The organism is Vibrio sp. QJM3NY_39, from assembly GCF_057785895.1.
Map to the genome: position 1 here is coordinate 1402658 of NZ_CM173506.1, position 24655 is coordinate 1427312.

General features: G+C 41.3%; 26 protein-coding genes, 2 tRNA genes and 2 pseudogenes. 21 read left to right on the plus strand and 9 right to left on the minus strand.

All coding sequences use genetic code 11. The annotated features are described in order from the left end of the window. Positions 1-92: 92 nt before the first annotated feature. Both copI and AC3CHU_RS22035 read left to right on the plus strand, forming a co-directional pair. The gene (copI, locus tag AC3CHU_RS22030; RefSeq protein ID WP_488525688.1) at positions 93-698 is read left to right on the plus strand and encodes a copper-resistant cuproprotein CopI; all 606 of its coding nucleotides are present in this window, start codon (positions 93-95) and stop codon (positions 696-698) included. A gap of 112 nt (positions 699-810) precedes the next feature. Next, complete coding sequence (locus AC3CHU_RS22035) at positions 811-1296, plus strand: hypothetical protein (protein ID WP_016797362.1); 486 nt, start codon at positions 811-813, stop codon at positions 1294-1296. A gap of 161 nt (positions 1297-1457) precedes the next feature. Here the strand turns inward: AC3CHU_RS22035 and AC3CHU_RS22040 are convergent, their stop codons facing one another. Then, positions 1458-1715: a hypothetical protein gene (locus AC3CHU_RS22040; RefSeq protein ID WP_016788617.1), complete on the minus strand. Its 258-nt coding sequence runs from the start codon at positions 1713-1715 to the stop codon at positions 1458-1460. A 298-nt stretch (positions 1716-2013) separates the two neighbouring features. On the opposite strand from AC3CHU_RS22040, the gene AC3CHU_RS22045 reads away from it, so the two are divergent. Then, positions 2014-4299: a glycoside hydrolase family 9 protein gene (locus AC3CHU_RS22045; RefSeq protein WP_488525689.1), complete on the plus strand. Its 2286-nt coding sequence runs from the start codon at positions 2014-2016 to the stop codon at positions 4297-4299. A 170-nt stretch (positions 4300-4469) separates the two neighbouring features. Here AC3CHU_RS22045 and AC3CHU_RS22050 read toward each other — a convergent pair. Together AC3CHU_RS22050 and AC3CHU_RS22055 are read right to left on the minus strand one after the other, a co-directional pair. Then, positions 4470-4544, minus strand: a tRNA-Gly gene (locus tag AC3CHU_RS22050). A gap of 38 nt (positions 4545-4582) precedes the next feature. Continuing rightward, a tRNA-Gly gene (locus AC3CHU_RS22055) sits at positions 4583-4657 on the minus strand. Positions 4658-5177: 520 nt separating this feature from the next. Here AC3CHU_RS22055 and AC3CHU_RS22060 point away from each other — a divergent pair. The 4 genes from AC3CHU_RS22060 (at position 5178) to AC3CHU_RS22075 (ending at position 7904) form a co-directional block, all read left to right on the plus strand. Next, the gene (locus AC3CHU_RS22060; protein WP_017058966.1) at positions 5178-6341 is read left to right on the plus strand and encodes a threonine/serine exporter family protein; all 1164 of its coding nucleotides are present in this window, start codon (positions 5178-5180) and stop codon (positions 6339-6341) included. Positions 6342-6520: 179 nt separating this feature from the next. Continuing rightward, positions 6521-6859: a zinc ribbon domain-containing protein YjdM gene (locus AC3CHU_RS22065; RefSeq protein ID WP_004731484.1), complete on the plus strand. Its 339-nt coding sequence runs from the start codon at positions 6521-6523 to the stop codon at positions 6857-6859. A 135-nt stretch (positions 6860-6994) separates the two neighbouring features. Further along, positions 6995-7417 (plus strand): N-acetyltransferase, encoded by a 423-nt coding sequence (locus AC3CHU_RS22070; RefSeq protein WP_488525690.1) that lies wholly within the window; start codon positions 6995-6997, stop codon positions 7415-7417. A gap of 55 nt (positions 7418-7472) precedes the next feature. Next, complete coding sequence (locus AC3CHU_RS22075; protein WP_488525691.1) at positions 7473-7904, plus strand: GNAT family N-acetyltransferase; 432 nt, start codon at positions 7473-7475, stop codon at positions 7902-7904. Between the two features lie 55 nt (positions 7905-7959). Here the strand turns inward: AC3CHU_RS22075 and AC3CHU_RS22080 are convergent, their stop codons facing one another. Together AC3CHU_RS22080 and AC3CHU_RS22085 are read right to left on the minus strand one after the other, a co-directional pair. Then, positions 7960-8904: an ADP-ribosylglycohydrolase family protein gene (locus tag AC3CHU_RS22080; RefSeq protein ID WP_488525692.1), complete on the minus strand. Its 945-nt coding sequence runs from the start codon at positions 8902-8904 to the stop codon at positions 7960-7962. A gap of 192 nt (positions 8905-9096) precedes the next feature. Continuing rightward, positions 9097-9785: pseudogene (locus tag AC3CHU_RS22085) on the minus strand (IS30 family transposase); the annotation flags it as partial. A 299-nt stretch (positions 9786-10084) separates the two neighbouring features. Here AC3CHU_RS22085 and AC3CHU_RS22090 point away from each other — a divergent pair. Then, positions 10085-10543 (plus strand): SET domain-containing protein-lysine N-methyltransferase, encoded by a 459-nt coding sequence (locus tag AC3CHU_RS22090; protein WP_488525693.1) that lies wholly within the window; start codon positions 10085-10087, stop codon positions 10541-10543. Then, on the plus strand, positions 10544-11872 hold the full coding sequence (locus AC3CHU_RS22095) for a hypothetical protein (RefSeq protein ID WP_488525694.1): 1329 nt from the start codon (positions 10544-10546) through the stop codon (positions 11870-11872). It begins immediately after the preceding gene. Between the two features lie 203 nt (positions 11873-12075). Here AC3CHU_RS22095 and AC3CHU_RS22100 read toward each other — a convergent pair whose 3' ends face one another. Next, on the minus strand, positions 12076-13224 hold the full coding sequence (locus AC3CHU_RS22100; protein ID WP_488525695.1) for an iron-containing alcohol dehydrogenase: 1149 nt from the start codon (positions 13222-13224) through the stop codon (positions 12076-12078). A 193-nt stretch (positions 13225-13417) separates the two neighbouring features. Here AC3CHU_RS22100 and AC3CHU_RS22105 point away from each other — a divergent pair, with 193 nt between their 5' ends. From AC3CHU_RS22105 to AC3CHU_RS22150, 10 genes and pseudogenes are all read left to right on the plus strand, one after another. Then, complete coding sequence (locus AC3CHU_RS22105; protein ID WP_017081508.1) at positions 13418-14302, plus strand: AraC family transcriptional regulator; 885 nt, start codon at positions 13418-13420, stop codon at positions 14300-14302. Positions 14303-14512: 210 nt separating this feature from the next. After that, positions 14513-14977, plus strand: a complete 465-nt coding sequence (locus tag AC3CHU_RS22110) for a GNAT family N-acetyltransferase (RefSeq protein ID WP_488525696.1) — start codon at positions 14513-14515, stop codon at positions 14975-14977. Between the two features lie 198 nt (positions 14978-15175). Then, positions 15176-15525 (plus strand): annotated as a pseudogene (locus tag AC3CHU_RS22115) (hypothetical protein). A gap of 100 nt (positions 15526-15625) precedes the next feature. Next, positions 15626-16105, plus strand: a complete 480-nt coding sequence (locus AC3CHU_RS22120; protein WP_244212246.1) for a GNAT family N-acetyltransferase — start codon at positions 15626-15628, stop codon at positions 16103-16105. Between the two features lie 578 nt (positions 16106-16683). Further along, entirely contained in the window at positions 16684-17931 is a 1248-nt protein-coding gene (locus AC3CHU_RS22125; protein ID WP_488525697.1) for a RidA family protein, read from the plus strand. 224 nt (positions 17932-18155) lie between these two features. After that, a complete protein-coding gene (locus AC3CHU_RS22130; RefSeq protein ID WP_488525698.1) occupies positions 18156-18512 on the plus strand; it encodes a hypothetical protein in 357 nt (118 codons plus the stop codon). Between the two features lie 93 nt (positions 18513-18605). After that, complete coding sequence (locus AC3CHU_RS22135; RefSeq protein WP_488525699.1) at positions 18606-18755, plus strand: hypothetical protein; 150 nt, start codon at positions 18606-18608, stop codon at positions 18753-18755. 120 nt (positions 18756-18875) lie between these two features. Then, the gene (locus AC3CHU_RS22140; RefSeq protein WP_488525700.1) at positions 18876-19340 is read left to right on the plus strand and encodes an acyltransferase; all 465 of its coding nucleotides are present in this window, start codon (positions 18876-18878) and stop codon (positions 19338-19340) included. Positions 19341-19411: 71 nt separating this feature from the next. Then, positions 19412-19930 carry a GNAT family N-acetyltransferase gene (locus AC3CHU_RS22145; protein WP_488525701.1) on the plus strand — a complete coding sequence of 173 codons (519 nt, stop codon included), beginning with the start codon at positions 19412-19414 and terminating at the stop codon, positions 19928-19930. 113 nt (positions 19931-20043) lie between these two features. Beyond that, positions 20044-20535: a GNAT family N-acetyltransferase gene (locus AC3CHU_RS22150; protein ID WP_488525702.1), complete on the plus strand. Its 492-nt coding sequence runs from the start codon at positions 20044-20046 to the stop codon at positions 20533-20535. Positions 20536-20624: 89 nt separating this feature from the next. On the opposite strand, the gene AC3CHU_RS22155 is transcribed toward AC3CHU_RS22150, so the two are convergent. Then, positions 20625-21071, minus strand: a complete 447-nt coding sequence (locus AC3CHU_RS22155; RefSeq protein ID WP_017108085.1) for a DUF417 family protein — start codon at positions 21069-21071, stop codon at positions 20625-20627. Between the two features lie 196 nt (positions 21072-21267). Between AC3CHU_RS22155 and AC3CHU_RS22160 the strand changes: the two genes are divergently transcribed. Both AC3CHU_RS22160 and AC3CHU_RS22165 read left to right on the plus strand, forming a co-directional pair. Continuing rightward, positions 21268-22032, plus strand: a complete 765-nt coding sequence (locus tag AC3CHU_RS22160; protein WP_171316808.1) for a PhzF family phenazine biosynthesis isomerase — start codon at positions 21268-21270, stop codon at positions 22030-22032. Positions 22033-22144: 112 nt separating this feature from the next. Then, positions 22145-22507 (plus strand): RidA family protein, encoded by a 363-nt coding sequence (locus AC3CHU_RS22165; RefSeq protein WP_017062654.1) that lies wholly within the window; start codon positions 22145-22147, stop codon positions 22505-22507. A 141-nt stretch (positions 22508-22648) separates the two neighbouring features. On the opposite strand, the gene AC3CHU_RS22170 is transcribed toward AC3CHU_RS22165, so the two are convergent. Then, the gene (locus AC3CHU_RS22170) at positions 22649-24235 is read right to left on the minus strand and encodes a BCCT family transporter (protein ID WP_146457738.1); all 1587 of its coding nucleotides are present in this window, start codon (positions 24233-24235) and stop codon (positions 22649-22651) included. Further along, positions 24235-24642 carry a hypothetical protein gene (locus AC3CHU_RS22175; RefSeq protein WP_146457740.1) on the minus strand — a complete coding sequence of 136 codons (408 nt, stop codon included), beginning with the start codon at positions 24640-24642 and terminating at the stop codon, positions 24235-24237. Before AC3CHU_RS22175 ends, AC3CHU_RS22170 begins: the two co-directional genes overlap by 1 nt. Positions 24643-24655: the final 13 nt, after the last annotated feature.

Genomic DNA, 24655 nt, shown 5'->3' on the forward strand with positions numbered 1-24655 from the left:
CCCTTACTTGCCAAAACAAGAGTAGGTAAGGGTGCACCACATGAACATGTGAAACTAACAAATAAATAACTGAATTAATCTAAGGAACGATCATGAAAAAGACACTAATTGCTATAGCTCTAACACTGACTACAGCAACCGCGTTTGCTGCAATGGACCATTCAGCTGGTGACCAATCAAATATGGATCAATCAGGTATGGATCATTCGATGATGAAGAGCGGAGAAATGGATCATTCAAAAATGGATCACAGTATGATGACGAGTGGAAAGATGGACCATTCAAAGATGATGAATATGGATGGAATGATGGACATGGAAGGTATGTCAGAAGTTGGGATGCCAGCTAAAGGCGCGAAGCCCGATAAAGTGGTTCATGTGCTGTTAAGTGATGATATGAAAATCACATTTAAAAACAAGGTCGATCTAGAGCCAAATGACGTAGTGCAGTTTGTTGTGATGAATACCGGCAAGATTGATCACGAATTCTCGATTGGCTCTGCTTCAGAGCAATTGGAGCATCGTGAAATGATGAAAAATATGGGGAATCACGCCCATGATTCGGGTAGCACAGTTACAGTTGAGCCGGGTAAAGCGAAGCAATTACTGTGGCATTTTCATGGTGATAATAACGTAGAGTTCGCGTGCAATATTCCTGGTCACGCTGAAGCGGGTATGGTCAAAGCATTAACGCTATAAGGTGATACACAAGCCATATCTAGTTCAAAGGGATGAGTGCTAGGTATGGCTACCTTGTTTTAGTGCTATTTAGGTATTAGCTTTAAAAGACTATAGGAATAGGAGTTTAAGGATGAATAAGACAGTTCTAGTACTTGCAGTAACGGGTGCTTTGATAACGTGGTCGACCCACAGCATTGCTGCTAAACCTGAGTGGGCTGGTAAAGGTAAACCCGATTTAGAAGAAGTAAAAACATTCGCTGAGGCAAAAAAAGTTGAAGGCGAAATGGATGATCGTGAGAAGCAGCTTGATTCGATGATCGAAGAGAAAAAGAAGAAAGTGAAAAAAAGTAAGAACAAAAAAGATAAGCAGAAGTTAGATAAAGAGCTTGATGATTTAGAAGACGAGAAAGAAGCCCTCGAAGAGAGTAAAGAGAAGCTCAAAGATAAGAAAGAGAAGCTTAAAGATGATATGGATAAGGACGAAGAAAAGTCGGGATTAGAAAAGCAGAAAGACAAAAAAGCGGAACAAGAGCGTAAAGAAGAGGGGAAAGGTTCAGAAAAAGGCCAACAGCAGCGTGAGGAAAACAGCAAAAAATGGTGGAACTTCTGGGAGTAATGCGAGGGTCTTACATCACCAATTCATTTCAACCTATCAGTACAGCTTTGTGTAACGGGTAAGTCATTGGTTAAACGCTGTGACCAGTTAAAGATAAGTCTCAACCTGTCCAGGAATACATGAACTAACTTGTATTGGCTGAGGCTTATCTGTAGCTAGAATCACTGTAGCAAGATAGAAGTTTCAAGCAGATGATGAGCTTCGCCACTGAGGTGTGGTAGCTCTGACATGATCTTCTTAAGCTTGTCGTCGATCGATTCCACTTCATTCAAAGAACGAAACGCAAGCACGGCCTGTTCTGGTTCGCTGCTCACATAACCTTTCAACGTATTAAGCTGAATCTTGTTCGCATTTTCAACTTTTGACAGTGCGACATTGATTGCTTCGATGTTTATTGTTAACTCATTGCTTTTAAACATTTTTAATTATTTCTGATTGTTGCTAATACGCGCACATTAACACAACTGTTTTTTCGGATATTGACCAAGATTATTAAACCCCCACTTTTATGAAATTTGAGTTTAATGAGAAGCACTAGCACAACATCGTTTTGTCTATCCATGCAATTGATTCATGAGCTTGTTCCTTAGTGTTAAACATCACAAGAAATCATAATATTTATTTTTACGAGTCTATTTTTTGCGAATGTTAACTCTCTATTATTGAATCTATTTCGCTAGTTTCCTTGGAGATATGAAACATCTTTAAGGAATAATGATGCAAAAAGGAACGTTATCTCTCGCGGTTGTCATGATTTTATCTTCTGGAGCAACTTATGCAGAAGAGCAGATTAGGAATAGTCACTTTAAAGGCAATATGGACGGTTGGTGGAATGCTGGCGCCAACATAGCAACAGAAAGTAATGAAGCGTGTATTGATATAAAAAAACCAGGAAAGAATTCTTGGGATGTCATTTTAGGCCACAGTGGTATTGGTTTAGAGCAAGGTCAAAAATATCAGGTATCGTTCGATGCATATGCGAATATTGATACTGAGATGAAAGCCTTGATCCAACATGAAGGGCCTCCTTATACGCATTATTTTCTAAGTGACGTGGGTGTATCAACAGACAAGCAAAGCTATACGTTTGATTTTGTACAAGCACTTGATAGTGACGCCGATACAGAATTCCAGTTTCAATTAGGCGCACAGAAAACGGGGGTCATCTGTATTGATAACGTTTCTGTTGTAGGTAAGCCATTTGTAAAAGTAGCGACTAAGATGCCGATTCGAGCTAACCAAGTTGGCTTCTTACCTCAATCCGATAAATTTGTCTTCGTTGAAAATACGTCGACGACACCTTTGAAATGGACATTAGTATCTCATTCCGGGATCAGCCTTGATCTCGGTAAAACAGAAGTATTCGGTTTGAATAAAGCGTCGGGTGAGCACATTCACCGAGTTAACCTTTCAAAATATACAGACACGATGAAAGGTTTAACGGTCAAGGTCGACGACGATGTCAGCTATCCATTCGATATTCGAAACGATGTTTATAGTAAGTTGAAGCTCGATGCGTTGTCTTACTTCTATCAAAATCGTAGCGGCATTGAAATAAAGCCAGAGTTCGTTCAACGTGAGGATCTTGCGAGGCCCGGTGGCCACATGTCCGATACTGCAACATGCTTTGATAAAGTCGATAGTTGGGGAAATAAATGGCCTGGCTGCGACCTGACGATTGATGCGACCGGTGGTTGGTATGATGCAGGCGATCATGGTAAATATACGGTGAACAGTGGCATCTCAACATGGACACTTCTGAACTTATACGAGCGAAGCCAGTTCCTAGAAAACAAATCGCTTCCTTTTTCAGAGAGCAAAGTAAAAATCCCTGAAGCAACCAATGGCGTTAACCCGCTGTTGTCTGAAGCTCGCTGGAACATAGAGTTCATGTTAGCGATGCAAGTTGATTCTGACACGCCTATCGCCGTTCCTGTTGGTAATCAGTCTGCGAGTAAAAACCTCAAACTTACCGAAATTAACGCGAGAGGGCTGGCATTCCACAAGATCGCAGATGAGTCTTGGACTGGCATGCCATTACCACCGCACAAAGATACTCAGAAACGCTATGTTGGTTACCCTACGACAGCGGCCTCATTGAATTTGGCCGCCATTGGTGCTCAGTGCGCACGTATTTGGAAAGATATCGACAGCGACTTCTCACAGTTATGTTTGGATTCAGCGACCAAAGCATGGAACGCCGCAAATCAACATCAAGATATCTATGCTTACGACAACTTCACCGGTTCTGGGCCGTATGATGATATCGAATTGAGTGATGAGCGATACTGGGCTGCGGCCGAGCTCTTTATCACAACCAATGATGAGGTTTACAAAAAAGTATTGATTGATTCCCCGCACTATCTTGAAGTGCCGAAGGGGAACATCAATGCAGATGGTGACATGTATTGGCAGTATATAGCGCCTGCGGGCACCGTGAGTTTAGCCGTGGTACCTAATTCATTAGACAACCAAGTTATTGAACAAGCACGTAAGAACATCATTAAAACGGCAGAATCTTATACCAAGCAAGTTGCCAATGAAGGTTATAACATTCCTTATACCGTCGAAGAGTACTCGTGGGGCTCAAACTCCAACCTTGTAAACCGAAGTATCTTTTTGATTTACGCTCACGATTTTTCTAATGATGTTCGATACATCAAAGCGGCGGCTAGTGCGATGGATTATATCCTCGGAGGTAACCCGATGAATATCTCTTATGTTACTGGTTATGGAACGAAACCTGCTGAGAACCCTCATCATCGATTCTGGGCTTACGCTGCTGATGAAAGTTCACCAAAACCAGCACCGGGAGCCTTAATTGGAGGCCCAAATTCGGTAAGTTTTAGTGATCCTATTGCCGCTGTGATGAAAGGCAAGTGTGTTGGACAAACGTGTTACAGCGATAATATTGGAGCTTGGACGTTGAACGAGATAACCATCAACTGGAATGCGCCGCTTGTCTGGGTGGCGTCTGCTTTAGATGAAGGAAAGCTTGATTGAGGTAATCAATTAAATTAAGAATATTCAAAGAGTAATATCATTTGGTATTGCTCTTTTTTAATACAAAAAATCACACAATGAAGTGCGCAGTTTTAGGTTTTGAAGCTAAGAGGAGATGGTGCATTTAAGGGGGTATTGTAACTAAAGAGAATTTGAAACTAAACAGAAGTTGGAGCGTGCAGCGGGAATCGAACCCGCATCATCAGCTTGGAAGGCTGAGGTAATAGCCATTATACGATGCACGCACACTGTCTTAAGAGTAAGACTGAGGCATCAAGAAGACTGGAGCGTACAGCGGGAATCGAACCCGCATCATCAGCTTGGAAGGCTGAGGTAATAGCCATTATACGATGTACGCACATCGTCTTAACGAGTTTGATAATGCCACATCTAACTGAAAACGAAACCTTTTTCTTTCATTTTTATTCTAAGTGCTCGCATAACCACCACTCCGCTAGTTTTTCAATCATATCTGGCGTTTTAAGAGTGAATAAAATGTGACTAAACTCTCGTTAAGCTCACGATTCAAAGTAACATTTGATTTATTATTTTTGGAGAGGTGCGTCGGGTGAATTTATATACGAATACAGAGTGCTATTACCCCACAAACGTAAGCAAAATCTACGACTGTACGTGTTAATACAATCGGGATCTAAGCCGACTATCCAAGTAAATCGATAACAATAGGGATGCATAGATTTAACTTACGAACGATTCGTATTATTCAGTAAACTAATCCCAAATGAGTAGAGTTATAGAGACTTCTAAGCCTTTGCAGAAAAAAGTAACGAGTTCAGTTGATAATTCACGCAAAAGCCTCGTCATTCCGTCTGTCGTTTGGTACATTTGCCGCACATTTTGTCTCCGCTAAAATACCCATGCCTTCTCAGTTCCGAATTAACAAAATTGTTGAAATTGGTGATACTCTTCACCGCAGTGGTTGCGCTCCGTATAAGCTTGAAAAATATACACAATATTATGCTAAAAAGCATGGTGTGGATGTGATGATCCAAGCAACGCCAACCGCGATCAATTATCAGTTTCCAGACGATAACAACGCTGTGATTCTTAAGCGTCTAAAGCCTGCTTCAATTAACCTGAGTTTGTTGGCCAATACGATCATTCGTATTAACCAACCGAGCAGTGAGCCCGTACCAGAGCCTGTCGGTTATTCTAAATTTGTAACTGCACTTGCCAACATGGGTATTCCGCCTGCATATTTGATGCTAGTAGGCAGTACGTTGGAAGCGGTTGGCTTTTCTGCATTACTGGGTTTGATGGTTTGGGTATGCCAGCAAGTTCTTCATTCACGTCGCGCTATCGCGGTTGAGTTCATCTCGGCATTGTTAACGGGTATCTTCGTGGCGTTTTTGGCGAGTACAGGGTTGCCGATTCCGGTGTGGGCGTTGTGTATCGCCTCGATCGTCTTGTTTGTCCCCGGTTTATCGATAGCCAACGCTTTAGAGTGTTTGGCGTTTAATGACTTGGTTTCTGGTACCAGCTTGCTAGGGCAGAGCGCCTTAACGCTGATTAAGCTGTTTGTTGGGATTATCATGGGGCTCAATATTGGTGAAGCGATATGGGGACAAGCGGTCTCCATCGACTATACCAATGCGGTACCGATGTGGATGCACATATCTGGCTTGGTGCTGATCTCTGTATCTATCGGTGTGATGTTCAATGCGCGTCCTAAAGACATCTTACTTGGCTTGCCAGTTGCGGTTCTGGGTATGTGGGGGCCGTTCTATCTAGGTTTTGATAGTGGTTGGGTTGTTGGTACTTGGGTAACCACGGTTCTTATTACTTTGTACGGAACTTGGATTGCCAAGAAGATGGAGCTCACTGGCTCTATTTATATCGTGCAAGGCATTATCATTTTGGTTCCGGGTAGCCGAGTATTAGTGAGTGCCAGCCAGTCGGTGTTTGAACAATCGATTCTGCCTATTCCTAGTATTGGTTTGTCGGCGTTATTCATGTTCTCTGCAATCGTGGCAGGGCAAATCACCGCTTACTCGATTTACTCGCCAAAAGTAGAACGTTAATCCGTTCCGCTTCCCAAGCCTTTAAACAAACACAGCTTAACGGCTGTGTTTGTTCGTTTTAGGTGCTGTTCTTTTCTACGTTAAATTACGCTACTGAAAATTGGTTCGATTTGTGCTCGCTAAGCCTAACAAGAGTCATTAAAATGGGAACAAATTCTATTTAAATGAAGTATTAACGTATGTCTTTACCTCCTTGTCCACAATGCCAATCTGAATATGTCTACCCAGACCAAAACAACCTAATCTGCCCTGAGTGTGCCTATGAATGGAACCCAGAAGAAGAGCGTTTAGAAAGAGAAGCTGCGCGTGTAAAAGACGTGAATGGCGTTGTATTGGAAAGTGGCGATAAAGTTACCTTCATTAAAGATCTAAAAATTAAAGGCAGTTCTTCTGTACTGAAAATAGGCACGAAAGCGGTAATCAGACGCATTAATGAAGGCAAAGATCACCAACTAGACTGTAAGCTTGATGGTGGCGGTGAAATGCTTGTGACAGCTAAATACGTTAAGAAGCAATAGAGGCCAATGGTATTGGTCTATCATTGCCGTTCAATAATTCTGACTGGGACATTGTCGTAAATCTTCAATGAATTTACGTCGCTTCTTGGCATACTGGTTCGCAGTTTAAACAACATTAATTGCCTGAGAATTAAGATGATTAGAGAGTACATCCCAACTGATATTGAAGCCGTTTTAGATATTTGGTTAACCGCCTCGATAAAGGCCCATGACTTTGTGGCTCCTGAGTTTTGGGAGTCGCAAGTGGCTAATATGCGCGACCTATATATTCCTGCATCACAGAGCTATGTGTATCAAGTCAATGGTGAGGTTCGTGGCTTCTATTCACTTTACGAAGGGATACTAGCGGCGATCTTTGTCCGCCCTGAGCATCAAGGGAGTGGCATCGGGAAACAGCTCATGCAACATGCCAAGCTTGAATGCCCGACCTTGTCTTTGAGTGTTTACAAAGAGAACCAAGCGACGATTCAGTTCTACTTGTCCCAAGGCTTTTCTATTGTGAGTGAACAAGTTGATGAACATACAGGGCATCAAGAGTACACAATGCACTTAGCCTAGCGTTGGGTTTAGTCAGACGATTAGTTGGCGGGAATAGAATTTATATGGAGATATTTTGAAGTATTCGACAAGACCCGCTCAGTCATCAGATTATGAATTTCTGTTCGAGCTAAAAAAGGCCGCTGAGTTCGAACCTATCAAGGCCGTATTTGGCTGGGATGAGCAGGTTCAACGAGATATACACGCCGAAGAGTGGGCAGAAGAACGGCCTGAAATCATTGAATATCAAGGCAAAGCGATTGGCAGTGTGTTGCTGCAAGACAAAGGGGACCACTTCTACTTTTGCCGATTTTTCCTACTGCCGGAATATCATGGTAAAGGTATTGGCAGCCAAGTTTTAACGGATTGCTTAGCTCAAGCAGCCAAACTCAATAAGCCTGTGGAGTTGTGTTATTTACAAGGTAATCGAGTTGGGGAGTTGTACTTGAGGTTTGGCTTTGAAATCACCTCGCAGAACGATCAGTTTGTCTATATGTGGCGTCAGTAATTCCAAGCGTTAGTTCTTAACCTCAACGGCACAATGTGCCGTTGTGTTGTAATCGTTACTCAATAGGTAAAGACAGCACACCGCCATTGAGTTCGACTTGTTTTAGCCATTCGGTTGGAATTTCGCCATCTTCTTCGTAGAAACACGCCGCTAATACCGCGCCAATCACAATTGCACGCCCGCAGCTGTCACCGCCACATAAGATATTGTCTCGAATACCTTGTTTAAAGCTCTGGGCCCCCGCAATGATGCGAATCAGCAAGGGAAATGCGGCACTCAGTTCACAATGCAATCCGAACTTCTTCGCGGCATCTGTTATTGAAAGTTCGGGATCAGCCAAAGCCATGTCGATTTGGTCGTGTACAAACTTGCTACAGGTTTGTCGCACCATTTCTACCGACTGCAATGGCGAGTTGCCTTGAATTGCCGCTTGAACCAATAGGGTGATGGCTTGCGCCCACACCACTGCTTTGTCGTTATTGTTAGTGACTCGCACCGCACTCTCTACCATGGCTGGCAAAGTGTGAGAGGTGTAAGTACACGCCACCAATGGGATGATTTTTGAAACTGCGGGAAGTTGCGTATCGTCTGCGCCACAGGCAGTAATCGGGGCGTCCTCTAGTTCTAATTGATGGATGTTCAGCAAGCTCATGCGCGTCGCTTTATCAATGTAGCCTTGCCAACTGCCGCCAAAATCAAACCAGAAGCGGAAATGTTGAATATAGTTCGCTTCATCGTATTTTTGGTTGTCGACTAAGCTGTCGACCATCGCCAATAACTGAGCACCATATTGCGATTGCTCACCTGCGGTTTTACCTTGGTGCGCAAAGTAGCCTTTGTCTTGATAATCGAACCGATTCGGTGAGCGAAATTCAGGCTCAAAACCAGCCACGTGTAAGATCCTCTCTTGGTCATACAGCCAGTGCAGCCCCATTGAAGCTGCGTCTCCAACCAATGCGCCAACAACGGCGTAAAAAGCTCTTTCTTTATGATTGTCCATGTTGAGCAATGTCCTTGAGATGAATCAACGTAGTTCGGTACGTTAAGTATAGTGATTAGGCGAGCATTTTGCTGTGTTTCTAAGAAGAAATATGAAGGGGTAAATCCTGATTGGTCAATAACTTAAACCAATCAGGTGAAATTAATAAGGGCAATGAATAGTCGGGCGAGTCGATACTTTTGATTAATGGTATTACTGATGGTTAAGGTAGGCGCTAGAACGCTGCTCAATCACTTTGAAAAGACGTGAAAGCGCAAAACAAAATATACGAAGCCTATAATCAGCCAGATCTCAAAGATCAAACCTGAAGAGTTTGCCATCTCAGTATCAACAAACGTCATCTCTTGGATAGAAATCAAAGACACAATCGACGTGTCTTTAACCAAGGAGATTGCTTGGCCAGCCAATGGCGGTGTGATAGCCGTTAATACTTGCGGGCCAACCACAAATCGATACTTAGACAATGCAGACAAGCCAAGCGAATCGGCCGCTGAATTGGATGGTACTTTCTTCACCAAGTAAAAACGTGTTTTACGCTCTAAAATAGTCACCATAGTTCCGGTGGGTGCCGTGCTTGCCTAATACGGTGTTGATCTCCCAATCACCAAATCGCTCCTTACTGTCAACGATGCTAAGCCTATCATTGATAGAAACAGCATTTTTGATCACTGGCGCTTTCTCTTTTTTACCGCGACGATGCCTCTTGTGACCTTGCCTCAACTGGCTACCCAGCGTTTATCCTGTGCAACAAATCGTTAAATCCACTCATGACTGACAGCTGCACCGACTTTGGTTAATAAACTGGAAATCTGCTCTGGACTCCAATCCGCTTCTAAAAGGAGACGGACAAAGTCAACACGCTTCTGAGATATCCTGTATTTACGTCTGATGTGCGTTTTTTGATTGATAACACCTGAACTTCGTTTGGGCAATAATGATAGCCTTTACTGCCGCGTTTAAGCTCTCCCCCCCACACCATATGGTGCTCCATTTCAGCAGTAGCCTTCCTCTCCTACATATTTCCATGAATATCGCACTTATTAACTGAAATCGGGGATTATAATTATCATATTTTGATTCTATATCACGATTTTGTAGCCAAATCAGAATAAAAAAACCACATATGATATCATAAGATAACTTTATTAAATGCAAGTTTTTATAGATTGGACGATAATATATGAAAAGTGTAACTAACAATATCGACTTTGTAGTAAATAACACGTTGGATAACTTAAACCCTACATTTATTTCTCAATCCAACACTCACGGTTTTGGTTTGTTCGCTAGAGATAATATTATAAAGGGAGAGTCGTTAGGTATTTTGGATGGACAAATAATAAGTTTAGAGCGCTGGAATGAAATTAAGGATAATATTAAAAGTGGAATTGCTGATTATTATCTATATTTCTTTATGGAGTGTAATTTCATTGAAGATGGTATTGTTCTTGTAAGGCCAATTAGAACGAAGTACTCATATATAAATCACCACCGTTCTCCTAACTTAAAGATAATAAAAAATCCGTTGTCTATTGTATCTGTTAGAGATATAAGTTCCGGAGAAGAGTTGTTTCTGGATTATAGGTTGGAATATCTTCCAGAAAATTATATTAATGGTGTGAAGGGGGAGTACTTATAAATGGTGAATTTTACAGTGATGTGCGTTCAACCAATAGAAATACCTCTGGAGTCTTTTAAAGTAATATCTAAGGGTAAAGTTAAAGAAAGTAATCATACTGAAATGTCAACTCCTTGGATAAAATCATTTGATAAAACACACTCTAGATGTAACCACTTTAAATCAATTCTATCGGAAGGGGAAATTAATGCTGAATTACTTGTAGAAGACCTTAATTCAGAGAGGTATAGAGTATACAATGAGTTCTTTCTTTCTGAGTATGTTGATGTTAATTCAATTGGATTTGATTTAATATTTGATGAAAGGGTTTCTAGCTTAACAATTGTTTACGAGTTTTCATTTAATATTGATGAAGAAATGATTGAATCTTTGTTTAATGATGATGTTTATGACCATGAGAATCGACATAATTTTTATAATACTATTAGGAACTTGCTGGTCAAAGAGGAGGATTGTAGTGTCATTGGTCGTTGGGCTAATAAGGTTCAAGAACAATGCTTAAAGAGAATAAAAAATGTATTTGGTTTTCAAATAATGGGTCCCGAACAGCCTAGCATATTTAATAACACAGGAAATATATCGTTACTGGTAAATGGAATATCACAAGAAAATAAGTTAAATTATAGAAAGAAAATATCCCACTCTAATCAGATGGCTGAAAGAGTAGAAAATAACCAAATACACCTATTGAAAAACAGTGACATAGAATTTATTTTCCATGGTCGATTTCATACAATAATATCAAGTAATTTCGATAATTATTATAGATATTTCCCAATATTATATCATGCTCAGTTTATGTGGAACTCCGTTCACCAATTTACAACCGTTATGGATATCCTAAACAGAAAAGTATTGCTTGGAGAGTTATCCAATGGTGCCTCTGCACAAGTTATAGACGAATACATAAATAAGTTCGAACTTGTTAGGATTCATAATCAAGACATGAAAATGTATTTTGAGTCAGATAGTAAGTCTGTATTTTCTGAGATTGAAACTATATGGACAATAAAAGAGTCTCTAGATGAGGTTAACAATTATGTATCTTCTTTTAAAGAATTTATAGAGAGATCATACCAGAGGAAGATGGAAAAAATGAACCGAAGGCAGAATACTATACTATTTATAATATCTTGTATTCAAAGTCTAGGGTTAATAAGTATTTGGGTGGATTATCTCTCGCTATCTAAATTAGATAGCTTTGTTCAAACAACAGGTTTAACTCGTGGTACAGATAAAGTATTATTGCTTTTAATAAATACTTGGCTCCCATTGTTAATAATATCGTTGATATTTTTAATCGTGTACAATGCCATTTTTAGAAAATAAGATTATCTGATTTATATTTAACTAATGAGAGGTTAGGTTATATAAATTATTTTAATCTATCATGTTTATATATTAAAATATCTATAAAATAGTAAATCCCGAATTCAAATGTGAAGTGCCAAAAATCTTGTTTAAGGCACTTCCTCGTTAAAATTGTCTTTCCAACTCTATTTTGTTCGGCATTCTTTAAGCTTTATCGATTCTTAGTGGATCGCAGACTCTAGAATCTCGCGTGTTTTCTGAGGCGTGATTGCTTTGTTCTCGCCAAGCTCTAGGTAACCGTGTGATTCAAGTTGCGCGACAACACTATCAATCGCAGTTGCTTTGTTTGTTTCGTAACCGTCGAACATGGTTGGAACGTCTAGGCTGTGGTAGAACGCTTCGATTGCAGCAATAGTGCGCTCTGCTAAATCCGCACCCGCTTCTAGGCCAAATACGTTGCGACCCATTTGCTCTAGCTTGCCACGCTTCGCTTCGATTTGATTACGAAGTAGTGAAGGTTGAACAATCGCAAGAGAACGTGCGTGGTCTACGTGCCATAATGCTGTGAACTCATGGCCAATCATGTGTGTTGCCCAATCTTGAGGAACGCCAGTACCAATCAGGCCGTTAAGCGCTTGGTTTGCTGTCCACATTAGGTTTGCACGCCAAGCGTCGTTGTCACGCTCGTCGTATTGCTTACCCAGTACAAGTAGGTTCTTAAGCAGTGTTTCTGCGTAACCGTCTTGAACCATCGCGTCTGTTGGCATTGTGATGTATTGCTCACATACGTGAACCCACGCATCAACTAAGCCGTTGATCAGTTGGCGCTCTGGCAGAGACTTCATTACATCTGGATCCATAACCGCAAACTTAGGCTGTACCGCAGGGTTCATGAATGCCAGTTTCTCTTGAGTTTCTTTACGAGTGATTACCGCACCCATGTTAGATTCAGAACCTGTCGCAGGAAGTGTCAGCACCGCACCAATTGGTGTCGCTTCTGTTACTTGGTGTCTACCCGCTAGGATATCCCAACCGTCGCCGTCGTATTTAGCCGCCGCAGCAACGTACTTAGAACCGTCGATTACTGAACCACCGCCAACAGCGATAATGAACTCTACGTTTTCTTCTTTAACAAGAGCGACTGCTTTGTCTAGCGTCTCTTTCGTTGGGTTAGCTTCAACGCCAGCGAACTCAATCCAAGCGTGATCCTTTAGAGAAGCGACAACTTGGTCGTAAACACCGTTGCTTTTGATTGAACCGCCCCCGTAGATGACTAGTACTTTCTTCGAAGTATCAACCGCTTGGCTGATAGCGTTGATTTGGCCTTGGCCGAAGTGGATAACTGTAGGGTTAACATAAGTGAATTGCATTAGAGATTCCTTGTGTAAAGCTCAATTTGTTATTTTATTTGATTGCTCAATTTCTATATTTGCATATTAGTACAGTAACCTAGGGTGATGAAGAGCTGATCCTCCAAATAAATTGCCTATTTCTACAAAGTTGATATTCTTTCTCTGCTTTAACTTACTTACTCTTAGCACTTGGAATGGAAAGTCGCCACTTATGAAAACACTCGCGCAGTTGTTACAGTCTTATGTAGAACACAAAGGTTGGGATGATCTCGAAGGGATCAGAGAAACTGAAATTGGCGGTGTGTGGTTGTATAGAAGCAGTGGCGGGAATCAGCGTCAACCATTCACTTACCAGTCGGGTATTATCATGCTCGGGCAGGGAAAAAAGAATATCTACATTGGCGACAGACCCGTTACTTACGCCGCAGGTGATTACCTTGTGGTAGGTGTACCAATGCCATTGGAGTGTGAAGCCTTGCCTGTAAATGGGGAACCATTGCTTGGTTTATCGATCAGTATCGACTCTCAGCGCTTGCATAGCTTAGTCAAAAAGCTGGAAGACCAAGGCTTTCTAGAGAGTTACTGCAACAAGCACAAGCAGAATTCGAGCGGCTTAGAATCGACGCCAATGGAAGAGCAAATGCTGGAGAGCTTTACTCGATTGGTCAAAACTCTACATTGTGACATTGAAGCCAATATATTGGGAGATGCAATGGTGACGGAGATTGTCTACCGCGCATTAACAGGTTCAGAAGGGCGTGTGCTGTTTGATTTAGCTCATCATGACGGACACTATGCACGTGTCGCTAAAGCGCTGTCTAAAGTGCATGAAGAGTACGACCAAACCATCACTGTTCAATCGCTTGCCGATGAAGCCAACATGAGTGTGTCTGCGTTCCACAACGCCTTTCGTAACGTAACGTTCGAATCACCGCTGCAATACTTGAAGAAGGTCAGGCTCAACAAAGCCAAAGAATTGATTCAGCTAGAAGGCCTACGCATCAGCGATGCTGCACGCCGAGTTGGCTATTCCAGCCCATCCCAATTTAGTCGCGAATTTAAGCGCCACTTCAACACTACTCCAAGAGCTGTTTAGCCTTTACTCAATATTTATGTTCCGAAACGTGCGGTATTTCATGTTATGCAATATTGTTTGTATATTTTAGTTGCCCGAAAAACAGATATTTTATAAATATCTGTTATTAAACAACAAAACATAGTCGTCATGAGTAGGTTGTTAGGAAGGAATTTGCGTTCAAGCGTTAAACTTTTCGGACTAACGGTGATTATTCTCACGTGAGGAAATATGGACGTTCATTGTAAAATACTAGAAAGCAAAGATAGCCTTAAGTATCGCGCACTACGACTTGAGAGTTTGAAATTACATCCAGAATGCTTTGGCTCTGGTTACGAAGCCCAGTCAAAAATGCAAAAGTTATATTTTGAAGGACTAATTGAAGGTGCTTCTCAGGAAAGTGTCATGATCGGTGCATTTATCGGGGAAGAACTTGTCGGCCTATGTGGGCTAACACCTATTGATGATTCTTCTTTAGAAGTCATTCAAATGTTTGTGACTTCAAGCTCTAGAGGACGTGCTATCAGCATTAAAATGCTAAGTCTCGCTAAGCTTTTATTGGAGTCGCGCAATGAAGAAGAATTAAGACTCACAGTTTTTACTAATAATACTCACGCGATAAGCACGTACAACAAATCAGGTTTTGAGTGCTTGCAAACTTTAGGTAATGAGTCGGTAATGACTTTTAAACCTTGAACTCGAAAGCTTCACAAAAATGATTCAACACATATGGCGTTCTGAGCTTGACCGTGAGTTTATGAATTGGATGAGAAGTGAGGCTGGGTTGACTATGCGTGTTGTTTTTCAAGAATACACCAAAGTTGGAGTCTGTGATGACATTAGAAGATTTCCAGTCACAGCCGCTTAAATCATGTTGATACTCTAGGAGGTCTTTTGTTCGATTTATTGAAGAAAGTAGCATTGATTAATTTAACGGCAGCATTGGTTGTTCTGGCCTTATCTCAGTTTTTCCTTTCTTTGCCACTACAAGAATCGTCGATTTCTTGTTTTTCGTGGTTATCGTCATTTGGGTTCTAGCCAAGTTAATGTGGGAAGGTGGTGTTCATAGTAAGACCACACGTCTTGATGACCCTATAACAGATAAAGTCTACAAAATGGTCGAAGGCCATGATTTTGATACAGACCAGCAAGAACATTATCGAATGAATTATCAAACAGGCCTAGTGTTATTTATTGCAGGCTTACCTGCTTTTATTACTTGCTTAGTTCTTCAATTTCTTTGAGTCACAGCAGAAAAAATGCGTCGCAACGATACTTAATGCTTGGAATTTTTAGCTTGAAGTGTGTTTTGTGCATCCATGATATTTAAAGGTTCACCATAAGATGTTAGCTAACAAGGAAGTAATGGAAGAGTATTTGGAACTAGATATGCTCACGTTGGAGTCAATTTCTAAAGAAGCCGGGTTTCCGATCGAAAGAGATGTTTATTTGGCGTCACGTGCTGAATCAATTGAGCAGGGGTTACTTTTTGAATATCGTAGAGGCGACAAGTTAATTGGTTATACGACACTGCGTGATTTAGGCGATGGTCAGTGGTTTGTACCTATGTTTGTGGTACACCCAAACTATCGTAGTAAGGCGGCTTTCCTTTCTTTGTTTCGCTCCATTGCCGATAACCTAAAAAACAAACACTCAACTGTGTTAGTGAGTAATGTCCTACGTCTTAATGAGTTGTCGGTGCGGTTTCACAAGCATCTAGGTTTTGAGGTCACACGTGAAAACCATTTAGGCTACGAATTCTCGCTAGATTTAACGCCTGAAGTAAAAGACAAATGGTCAAGCTTCTTAGGCGCTCGTCGTTAATGTTTTGAAAATTACAGTGGCTACTTCTAGGCCGACTTATCGGATACCTTGAACGAACACAGTTGTCTTGTTGAATTAAGTGAGTAAATGTATCTAATTGTGGGCATTTTCAGTGTGTTGGTATTTGATTGTCGAGTATATTATTAACGTATTTATATAAAAATAGCTCTCTAAAATAATTAGTTAAACAGCCTAAGAGTTTATGCACGTATATAAGAGAGTAAGCTCAATAATTAGGCTAGTAAAAGAGTTATAGGACTTTTAGTGTGAACAACCTATCAAATATTATCTAAAATTTAGGAATTACTCATCGTATTCTCAGAGAGAGTATTCAGGATTATTGAATAGACTTAAAATTAAAGAGAATTTAGCAGTTGATAAAGCCTAGTGTTACGGATAATTAGTCGTTCGATGACTAATTATTCTGTAACTTGCTGATTTATAGTCAACTGAGAGTCTGATGGATATCACGTTTACCCTAAAATAATTCACTTAACATGGCGCTACTTTAATCATTCTTTCCAATACGATTGTTAAATATAAATACGTATGCCTATTTTATTAAAAGGATAATACCGATGAGTAGCGATATCATTAAGATTTCAAGAAATACTGAAAATGCACCAATTAATTCTGTATCTACACAAACGGTCGCTTTTTCTCATTATAATAACTTTTCTGCTCAATTACCTGTTGATCCTAAAGCAGGTCAAATAGTAACTGGTGATATTAAAGACCAAGCAACGCAATGCTTAAATAATATTAAAGCGATTGTTGAAAGCATCGACCATGTTATGGATGATGTCGTGAAGATTAATGTTTTCGTTAAGAATATTTCTGATATCGATGCTATTGATGAAGTTTACAAAAGCTTCTTCCACAACAGCCTTCCTACACGAACAGTCGTGGGTGTCGCTGCGCTACCGAACAGTGACGCTTTAGTTCAAATGGATGCTCTTATTTCAAACGGCGAAGGCACTAAACCACAAGCACCTTGCGCACTAGTTAAGGTATCAAGAAATACGGATAATGCGCCTCAAAGTGCTGTGTCCACGCAGACTGCGGCTTTTTCTCACTACAACAATCTTTCAGCTCAGTTACCGATAGATGTAACCACAGGTGAGTTGGTTGATGGTGGTATCGAAGCGCAAACGGCCCAATGTCTATCAAACATTAAAGCTATTTTAGAAAGCATCGGACATGTCATGAATGATGTGGTTAAAACGACTATCTACGTAAAAAATATCGCAGATGCGGAAGTGGTAAATGAAGTATGTGCTAAATTCTTCCCAAGCTATGTTCCTGCTCGTACCGTTGTTAATGCCGCTGAATTACCAATGGGTGCTTTAATTCAAATTGATACATCCGTTTCACATGGCGACGGTACACCGCCGCAATTACCAGAAGACACTCGCTTGCTCGTTATTGAAACCAATAATACTGCTGCTGCACCATTCGTGCCTTATTCGCATACTGTTGCTTTCTCTCACTACAATCATATTTCAGGCCAATTACCTTTAGACCCGAAAACAAATGAAATTGTTGCTGGTGGGGTAAAAGAACAAGCTGAGCAATGTTTAAAAAATATTAAGGCGATAATTGAAAGTGTTGACCATAGCATGGACGATACGGTGAAAATTAATATTCAACTTAAGGATATTTCAGATATTGATGCGGTAAACGAAATCTACACCGCATTCTTTAATGCTGATTTGCCGGCAAGAACCGTAGTAGGGGTTTCAGAAATCCCAATGAATGCTTTAGTACAAATTGATGCTGTTGTTTCTAACTGTGAAGGCACGCCTCCACAAGACGGTGTTGCTTAGAACCATTGAACCCCTTCGATAAAAGCAATTAAATTAAGGCTCTAGTTCCTAACAAGGAACCAGAGCCAATTCTCTGATTCGCGAACTCCATCCCAAGACGTAACCCCATCATTAAGCCTTGCTATACAGTTCATTCTAAACAAGCTTCTGCCCGACATATGGTGTTTATTGATGTGAAGTGTTTTAATATGAAAAACAGACGCTTAACGTAAGAATACCAGTTTATGCAATTTCGAGTTATTTTAATGCTGTGCCTAGCCCTGATGGGTTGTTCATCCAAACCTGAGCTAGCTCCTGACCCAAAAACTATCACTCTTTTTTATGGTGACACTTCGATTTCTTCGGGTGTTTTAGAAGATAAAACATTTAGTTCAGTGCTCGCGGATAGGGTTGAAAGCGTGACTTTTTCAGGGGCAATACGTAAGCAATATTCTGGCTACTTCGTCGATATACTCGTGATTCGAGAAAAGAAAGAGCCGCGTTCAACACGACAACTAAACGCTTCGCTTGTTATGAAGCAGGGCGAATTAGTGGATGTTGGCGGTGTGAATAACGATGTCTTCAGAGTCATTATTGAGTAGCAAGACAAACATACCGATTAATTTGAATTTTCACTTTACCTCAACCTAACTTCAAGTCTTAAGCTTCTTTTACTCATTGAAAAGGAGCTTATTATGCAAAATAACTATGTAAAAGAACTTGCTGTCAAAACTTACCAAGAAGAACTTCAGAAACAGTACGTAAAATCTAAAGCTCGCCCATTTCATGCCCCAAGTTTTATCGGAGGCATACTGTTGTCAGTCGTGTTGGTTGGGTTGTTTTAGCAAACAGATTCGTGGAATGTTTGATCCACCGTCAACTCTCTCTACTCCAACTTGCTTGTGCTTAAATGGCTACGGCACAATCGTTTATGTTGAATTGTTACGCTAATGTCGAGAGGAAGTATGGCAAGTCCAAGAGTGTTAAAGGTACAGATTACTGACATTACCTGTGGCAAGAATGTCACTATCATCGAGCCATCTAATGTGTATGGTTGTGAGCTTCAAGATGATGTGTTCGTTGGCCCTTTTGTCGAGATTCAAAAGAACTCCGTGATAGGCGAGAGGAGTAAGATTCAATCTCACACCTTTATTTGCGAGTATGTGACTATCGGAAGTGACTGCTTTGTTGGGCGCGGGGTGATGTTTGCCAATGACTTGTTCAAAGATGGCAAACCAGATCCAAACCCAGACAGTTGGGGACGGACCGTTATCGCAAATAACGTTACCATCGGTTCTAATGCGACAATGTTGTCTGTCAGTGTTTGTGAAGGAGTGGTAATCGGTGCGGGCAGTGTGGTGACAAAAGACATCACCGAGAAAGGTATCTATGCTGGCAACCCTGCTAAGAAGTTAAGAGAGTTACCTTAGATTCATAAGACAAGCTGAGCTGTATGGATCATAAGGTGCGGCTTTTTTAGATAAGCGACAGGGTATTTATTATGGATGTATTTTTACACGTACTTCATCCAAGCGATGCCAGTGCTTTATTGGAGTTTGAAGTTGAAAATAGAGAGTGGTTTGAGCAATTTGTCCCAGCTCGGGAAGACCGTTTCTATTCTAATACGGGTGTTGTCGAGCAAGTCACTAGCTTTCTAACAGAGTATGACAATGGCGAGATGATTCCTATGTTGATCAAAGACGCTAATGGCACTATTTGTGGGCGAATCAATGTTCGTGATATCGACCAGAACGCTGGAAGTGGGGAGCTAGGTTATCGAGTAGGTCGACCCTTTGCTTCAAAAGGCATTGCGTCTAACGCGGTGAGGAAGTTACTTATCTACTTGGCCGAGCACTCATCCCTTAAATATGTTGATGCCTATGCGTTAGTGGGTAATGTTGGTTCAAACAAAATCTTATCCAATACAGGCTTTGATTTAGTTGAGCGCGTTGAAAGTTACGCCGTGTTCAAAGGGAAGGATCAAGATGCTCATTATTATTGCAAAGCGTTATCTACTTAAGTAAAGAAGTAACTGTTTGATATTTATTATTTGTTCTATGATCAATAAGATAATAGATTTTGACAAGATGAGCTCACATCAGTTGTGGTGCGAAACAATACAGAGATCAGTTTATGAACATCGTGACAGTCTATAGTGGTAATCAACAGGTATACGCGAATCTATATCAGGGTTATGCCGCCGAGTTTTCAAAGATCATCGGAGATAAACCAGACGAGTATGGCTTGTTTGAGATTTATCCGACGCTTGGTGATACCGTAACAGGTTACTTACTCTACATTGATGGTGTCCCTGCGGCGTTAACAGCCATTGAAACTAAAGCCCCAAACGAGTTTGAGATCTGCGATTTCTATGTCGTACCTTATTTTCGGAAAAACAAAGTAGGGAAACGGTTTATCTGTGAATTGTTTGAACATCTAAAAGGCAGTTGGGAAATCAAGCAAGTACTGGGCGCAGAGCACGCTGTTAAGTTCTGGAGAGAGGTTGTTAACGACTACACCTCAGGTAATTACGTGGAAGATCAATACCAGGACGAAAAATGGGGCTTGGTAACGAGACAATGCTTCAATCACGATACTAGTGCAGAGTACAACTTTATACATTAGAAGCTGGCAGCGTCCTTCTAGCCAGCTTCGAGTCTTTTTATTTCAAGGTTTAAGGTTACTTCTAGTTACGGCCACTTATAGATTTACGGTTACTTCTGAGGTTTGTTACGTTCGATTACGCTAATAGCGATCGCCAAAAACAGGATGTCTTTCACTAGGAAGAAGTTAGTGACTAAGATGCCATCCGATACTTTCCAAGCATTTGGCGTTGTAATCAGGAAGCTAAGTGTCACAACAAAGATAGCCGCTGCTGCAATGCCTGAATAGAATGCGACTGTCGGCTTCTTAAATCCAACGATCAATCCAATCGCGACAATGATCTCCGCGCCACCCACCATGTTAGACACGGCTTGTACTGAGAACAGATTGTAAAGCCAGTTCATTGCAGGATGATTTGCGATTAGCGGTTCAATGAGCATCGCTTCGGTTGGCGTAAACTTATAAATTCCAATCCAAGCGAGCACCAATGCTACGCCAATCACTCCAAGGTTATATCCCACATTACTCTGTTTTAAATCATAGGTTTGAACATGCATAAAAGTACTCCATTTAATAAAATCCCTGAATATGACCGCACTAGTGCAAAATTAATTTCGCTGTGAGAGTATTAGTTTATAAAATGAATCATAAACCTTGGTACTTTTGACATTCCTTATGCTAATGATTTATGTAAAGAAAATGAAACTAGAGCTTTGAATGAGAGCTTTAGATGACAGAATAAGGAGATAGGTAATCAAAGCGTTTATATATGATGTATTTGGTGGGGAGTCGGCGAAAGGTAACCCTTGTGGGGTCGTAGAACTTGGCCAATGGTTAGCTGACTCGGAATTACTAGAAGTAACGCATCAACTGGCATTGCCAATCACTGCTTTCATCGTGAAATCAGAAAATGATTTCGATATTCGTTGGTTCGCCTTAGATGGTGAGATAAACCTTTGTGGTCATGGTAGTTTGGCTGCAGGCACTAGTTTGATCGAAAAGTATAAGCTCAATGAGGTTACCCTAAATAGTGATTATGGACAGGTCGTGATCTCTAGAAAAGAAGGCTTATCTCAAATAGAACTGCCAAGCTGGAAGGGTAAATCTTACTCGCAGGTAATCGATGTTCCTATTGATTTAGCGGCTTTAAATCAACCTGTTATCGAAGCTTTTTCTACGAGAGATTTAGTGCTGATTTTGGATTCAGAGGAAGCCGTAAAGAATTTTTCGCCTGACTTTGAACTGTATAAAAAAATTAAAGATCTGCATGCAGTGATGGTGACAGCCAAAAGCTCAGATGACAGTTATGTTCTGCGCTATTTTGCGCCAAAAATCGGTATTTCGGAGGATTTAGCGACAGGTTCGGCACAATGTTCACTGGCTCCATATTGGTTTGATAAGTTAGGGAAAGATAAACTTTCAGTTCGTCAGCTTTCAAGCTCTGGCGGTTGTTTTGAAGTTGAGAGAAAGACAGACTCTTCAATTGCGGTGTTGGCACGAGTTGAGCGCCGTCCATAACAGAATGGTGATCTCACTGGAGAGATGGAGCTTTCTAATTTTTGTTTTCAATATTCACGATTTGGATTAGATTACGCTGATGTTCACCCTAATTACAAGAAGAGTATAACCAGTGAAAATTCATAGAATCAACCCGACCAAGCGTTGGTCTGATGTGACTGTTTTTAACGGTATCGCAAGCTTTGTGGAAGTGGCTGAGACGGATACAACGGCAGGAATTAAGAGTCAGGTACAGCAAATATTCGAACAAGCGGAAGAAATGATGAGTTTGGTAGACAGTGATAAATCTCGCGTATTGTCAGTGACTATTTACCTAACAGATTTTGCCAATTTTGACGCACTAAATGAAGTTTGGGAAGCGTGGTTCCCTGAAGGCTGCGCGCCAAGCCGTGCATGCGTGAAAGCTGAACTTGCTAATCCTGAGCTACTGGTTGAGATGTCATTCATGGTTGCTGCAGGTGAAAAGTTTCAATAAGCCGAAATATTGGTAGATACAATCGCTAGACATCAGTACTGATAAAGTCGACAGCGAACAGATAAAACAGAGCCACTCAGGTGAATTACTTGAGTGGCTTTTTAGTATCCTACGTTATCCGAAACTAAATCGGATTAGGCATTAAACGAGACCTTGATCTCTGGCCATCTGTTTCGCGATCTTCGGTGCGTGCCATAAACACGGTAACAAGATGAACGATACAGGAACGGCTGTTATCACAATGAACGACTGTAGGGCAGAGATGCCGCCTGCGCCCATTGAGATAAGTGCAATGGCTACTGCACCCATGATGATACCCCAGAAGGTACGTACGGCTGCATTAGGCTCTGTAGTGCCTGTCATTACCACACTGATGGTGTAAGTCATCGAGTCACCTGTTGTCACGATGAACGTGGTCGTCAGGATCAGGAACAGAATCGCAATCAAAGTAGGGAACGGCAGTTGAGCAGTAATTGCCAGTAGCACAGCAGGAAGGTTAAAGCCTTCGAACGCGCTAGAAATTACGCCTGGGTTCTCTAATTCAAACGCTAAACCACTACCACCAACGATGCTGAACCAAAAACATGTTACTAGCGGTGCAACGATGCTGATAGAAACGATCATTTGGCGAATGGTACGGCCACGTGAAATACGAGCAATAAAGATTGCCATCATCGGACCATAGCCTAAGAACCAACCCCAGAAGAATACCGTCCAACCACCTAGCCACGCTGTATCTTGGCGATACAGTGCCATTGGGATGAAGTTATCCACCATTTCGCCCATGCCTTGTAGGTAGCCATCAATGATGAAGCTCGTTGGGCCTACTAGCAGAATGTAGCCGATTAGGCACACTGATAAGATGATGTTGTAACGGCTAACAAGTTGGATGCCCTTGTTCACGCCACTTAATGCAGACAGCGTGTACATTGCAATAGCAAATACGATAACAACACTTTGAGTCGCAAAGCTGTCGGAAATACCAAACAGTTCGCTCAACGCGTAGCTGATCTGCAGTCCAAGGAAACCGATAGGGCCAATAGTACCTGCGGCTACAGCGACGATGCTGCACGCGTCTACTACGTTACCAACCCAGCTGTTGATTGCTTTGTCGCCAAGTACTGGGTAAAGCAGCGTGCGTGGCTTAAGAGGAAGACCTTTGTCGTAATGCAGGTGCATTAACACGATGGAAGACAAACCACCTAAGATTGCCCATGCAAGGAAGCCCCAGTGCATGAAAGATTGTGATAGGGCGTTGAACGCCATCGCTTGAGGATCAGCGTTGCCATAAAGTGGTGGAGCTGAAACAAAGTGAGCAATAGGCTCTGCGGCTGCCCAGAACACACCACCGCCAGCTAGCAGCGTACATAGGACGATAGACATCCATTTAAAGGTGGTCATTTCAGGGAGAGCAAGCGTTCCTAAACGAACGTGGCCTGTGCGTCCTAGTGCAAGCACTAAGCCGATAATGAAATTGAGTAGTAGTAGGACTTGCCAGAAAGCACCGAACCACTTAGTTGAGTAACTAAAGCCGATGTTTACAAGTTCGGACAACACGGAGGTGTTGGTGAAAGCAAGGACGACAAAGAGGGTTAAAAAACTCCCACTAAGCCAAAATACTGGGTTTCCGAGTTCCAGTTTTTCACCCAAAGATTGAGCTTTATTGAAATCGATAGAAGTAGCTTCTGCGTTGATGTTTTCGTTGGCGACTTGCGTCAAGTTGGACATTATTTCTTCGCTATATTTGGCTCTTTCAAGCCTATGTATTTCTCCCACACTTGCATAGAAGTGTGAGGTTCGTCAAAAAAGCCGCAGATACTAACACATTTGTTATCAAAAGGTGGGCGAATTCCAAAAAGAAAGCCAAATCGACTGCAAATCTCTACTTTTTGGTTAGTTTTGATACGAATTTTTTCCCAACGCTGAGTCACATTTCTGATTTTTGAGACATTATTTTTTAGCTTTCCGAAATAAATTAATATTAGTTGTTGGTGCAAAATAAGTGTCGACTCATTGCATGCTATAAACAAATTAATGCGAGTCATTTTATAAATAGAGAATATTTTAGGTGTTAAATTTGCGTTGTTACCTACAGTTGTTTTGCGAAGAGATTTAAGTGGTGAGTAAAGTCTCATTTAAATTAAACAT

Coding starts and splice junctions, on each gene's coding strand:
- AC3CHU_RS22110 (WP_488525696.1), top strand. CDS start 14,513: ATGGACGTTCATTGTAAAATACTAGAAAGCAAAGATAGCCTTAAGTAT.
- copI (WP_488525688.1), top strand. CDS start 93: ATGAAAAAGACACTAATTGCTATAGCTCTAACACTGACTACAGCAACC.
- AC3CHU_RS22120 (WP_244212246.1), top strand. CDS start 15,626: ATGTTAGCTAACAAGGAAGTAATGGAAGAGTATTTGGAACTAGATATG.
- AC3CHU_RS22140 (WP_488525700.1), top strand. CDS start 18,876: ATGGCAAGTCCAAGAGTGTTAAAGGTACAGATTACTGACATTACCTGT.
- AC3CHU_RS22070 (WP_488525690.1), top strand. CDS start 6,995: ATGATTAGAGAGTACATCCCAACTGATATTGAAGCCGTTTTAGATATT.
- AC3CHU_RS22130 (WP_488525698.1), top strand. CDS start 18,156: ATGCAATTTCGAGTTATTTTAATGCTGTGCCTAGCCCTGATGGGTTGT.
- AC3CHU_RS22040 (WP_016788617.1), bottom strand. CDS start 1,715: ATGTTTAAAAGCAATGAGTTAACAATAAACATCGAAGCAATCAATGTC.
- AC3CHU_RS22125 (WP_488525697.1), top strand. CDS start 16,684: ATGAGTAGCGATATCATTAAGATTTCAAGAAATACTGAAAATGCACCA.
- AC3CHU_RS22100 (WP_488525695.1), bottom strand. CDS start 13,224: ATGCAATTCACTTATGTTAACCCTACAGTTATCCACTTCGGCCAAGGC.
- AC3CHU_RS22145 (WP_488525701.1), top strand. CDS start 19,412: ATGGATGTATTTTTACACGTACTTCATCCAAGCGATGCCAGTGCTTTA.
- AC3CHU_RS22095 (WP_488525694.1), top strand. CDS start 10,544: ATGGTGAATTTTACAGTGATGTGCGTTCAACCAATAGAAATACCTCTG.
- AC3CHU_RS22080 (WP_488525692.1), bottom strand. CDS start 8,904: ATGGACAATCATAAAGAAAGAGCTTTTTACGCCGTTGTTGGCGCATTG.
- AC3CHU_RS22150 (WP_488525702.1), top strand. CDS start 20,044: ATGAACATCGTGACAGTCTATAGTGGTAATCAACAGGTATACGCGAAT.
- AC3CHU_RS22170 (WP_146457738.1), bottom strand. CDS start 24,235: ATGTCCAACTTGACGCAAGTCGCCAACGAAAACATCAACGCAGAAGCT.
- AC3CHU_RS22105 (WP_017081508.1), top strand. CDS start 13,418: ATGAAAACACTCGCGCAGTTGTTACAGTCTTATGTAGAACACAAAGGT.
- AC3CHU_RS22175 (WP_146457740.1), bottom strand. CDS start 24,642: ATGAGACTTTACTCACCACTTAAATCTCTTCGCAAAACAACTGTAGGT.
- AC3CHU_RS22065 (WP_004731484.1), top strand. CDS start 6,521: ATGTCTTTACCTCCTTGTCCACAATGCCAATCTGAATATGTCTACCCA.
- AC3CHU_RS22060 (WP_017058966.1), top strand. CDS start 5,178: ATGCCTTCTCAGTTCCGAATTAACAAAATTGTTGAAATTGGTGATACT.
- AC3CHU_RS22090 (WP_488525693.1), top strand. CDS start 10,085: ATGAAAAGTGTAACTAACAATATCGACTTTGTAGTAAATAACACGTTG.
- AC3CHU_RS22135 (WP_488525699.1), top strand. CDS start 18,606: ATGCAAAATAACTATGTAAAAGAACTTGCTGTCAAAACTTACCAAGAA.
- AC3CHU_RS22045 (WP_488525689.1), top strand. CDS start 2,014: ATGCAAAAAGGAACGTTATCTCTCGCGGTTGTCATGATTTTATCTTCT.
- AC3CHU_RS22035 (WP_016797362.1), top strand. CDS start 811: ATGAATAAGACAGTTCTAGTACTTGCAGTAACGGGTGCTTTGATAACG.
- AC3CHU_RS22155 (WP_017108085.1), bottom strand. CDS start 21,071: ATGCATGTTCAAACCTATGATTTAAAACAGAGTAATGTGGGATATAAC.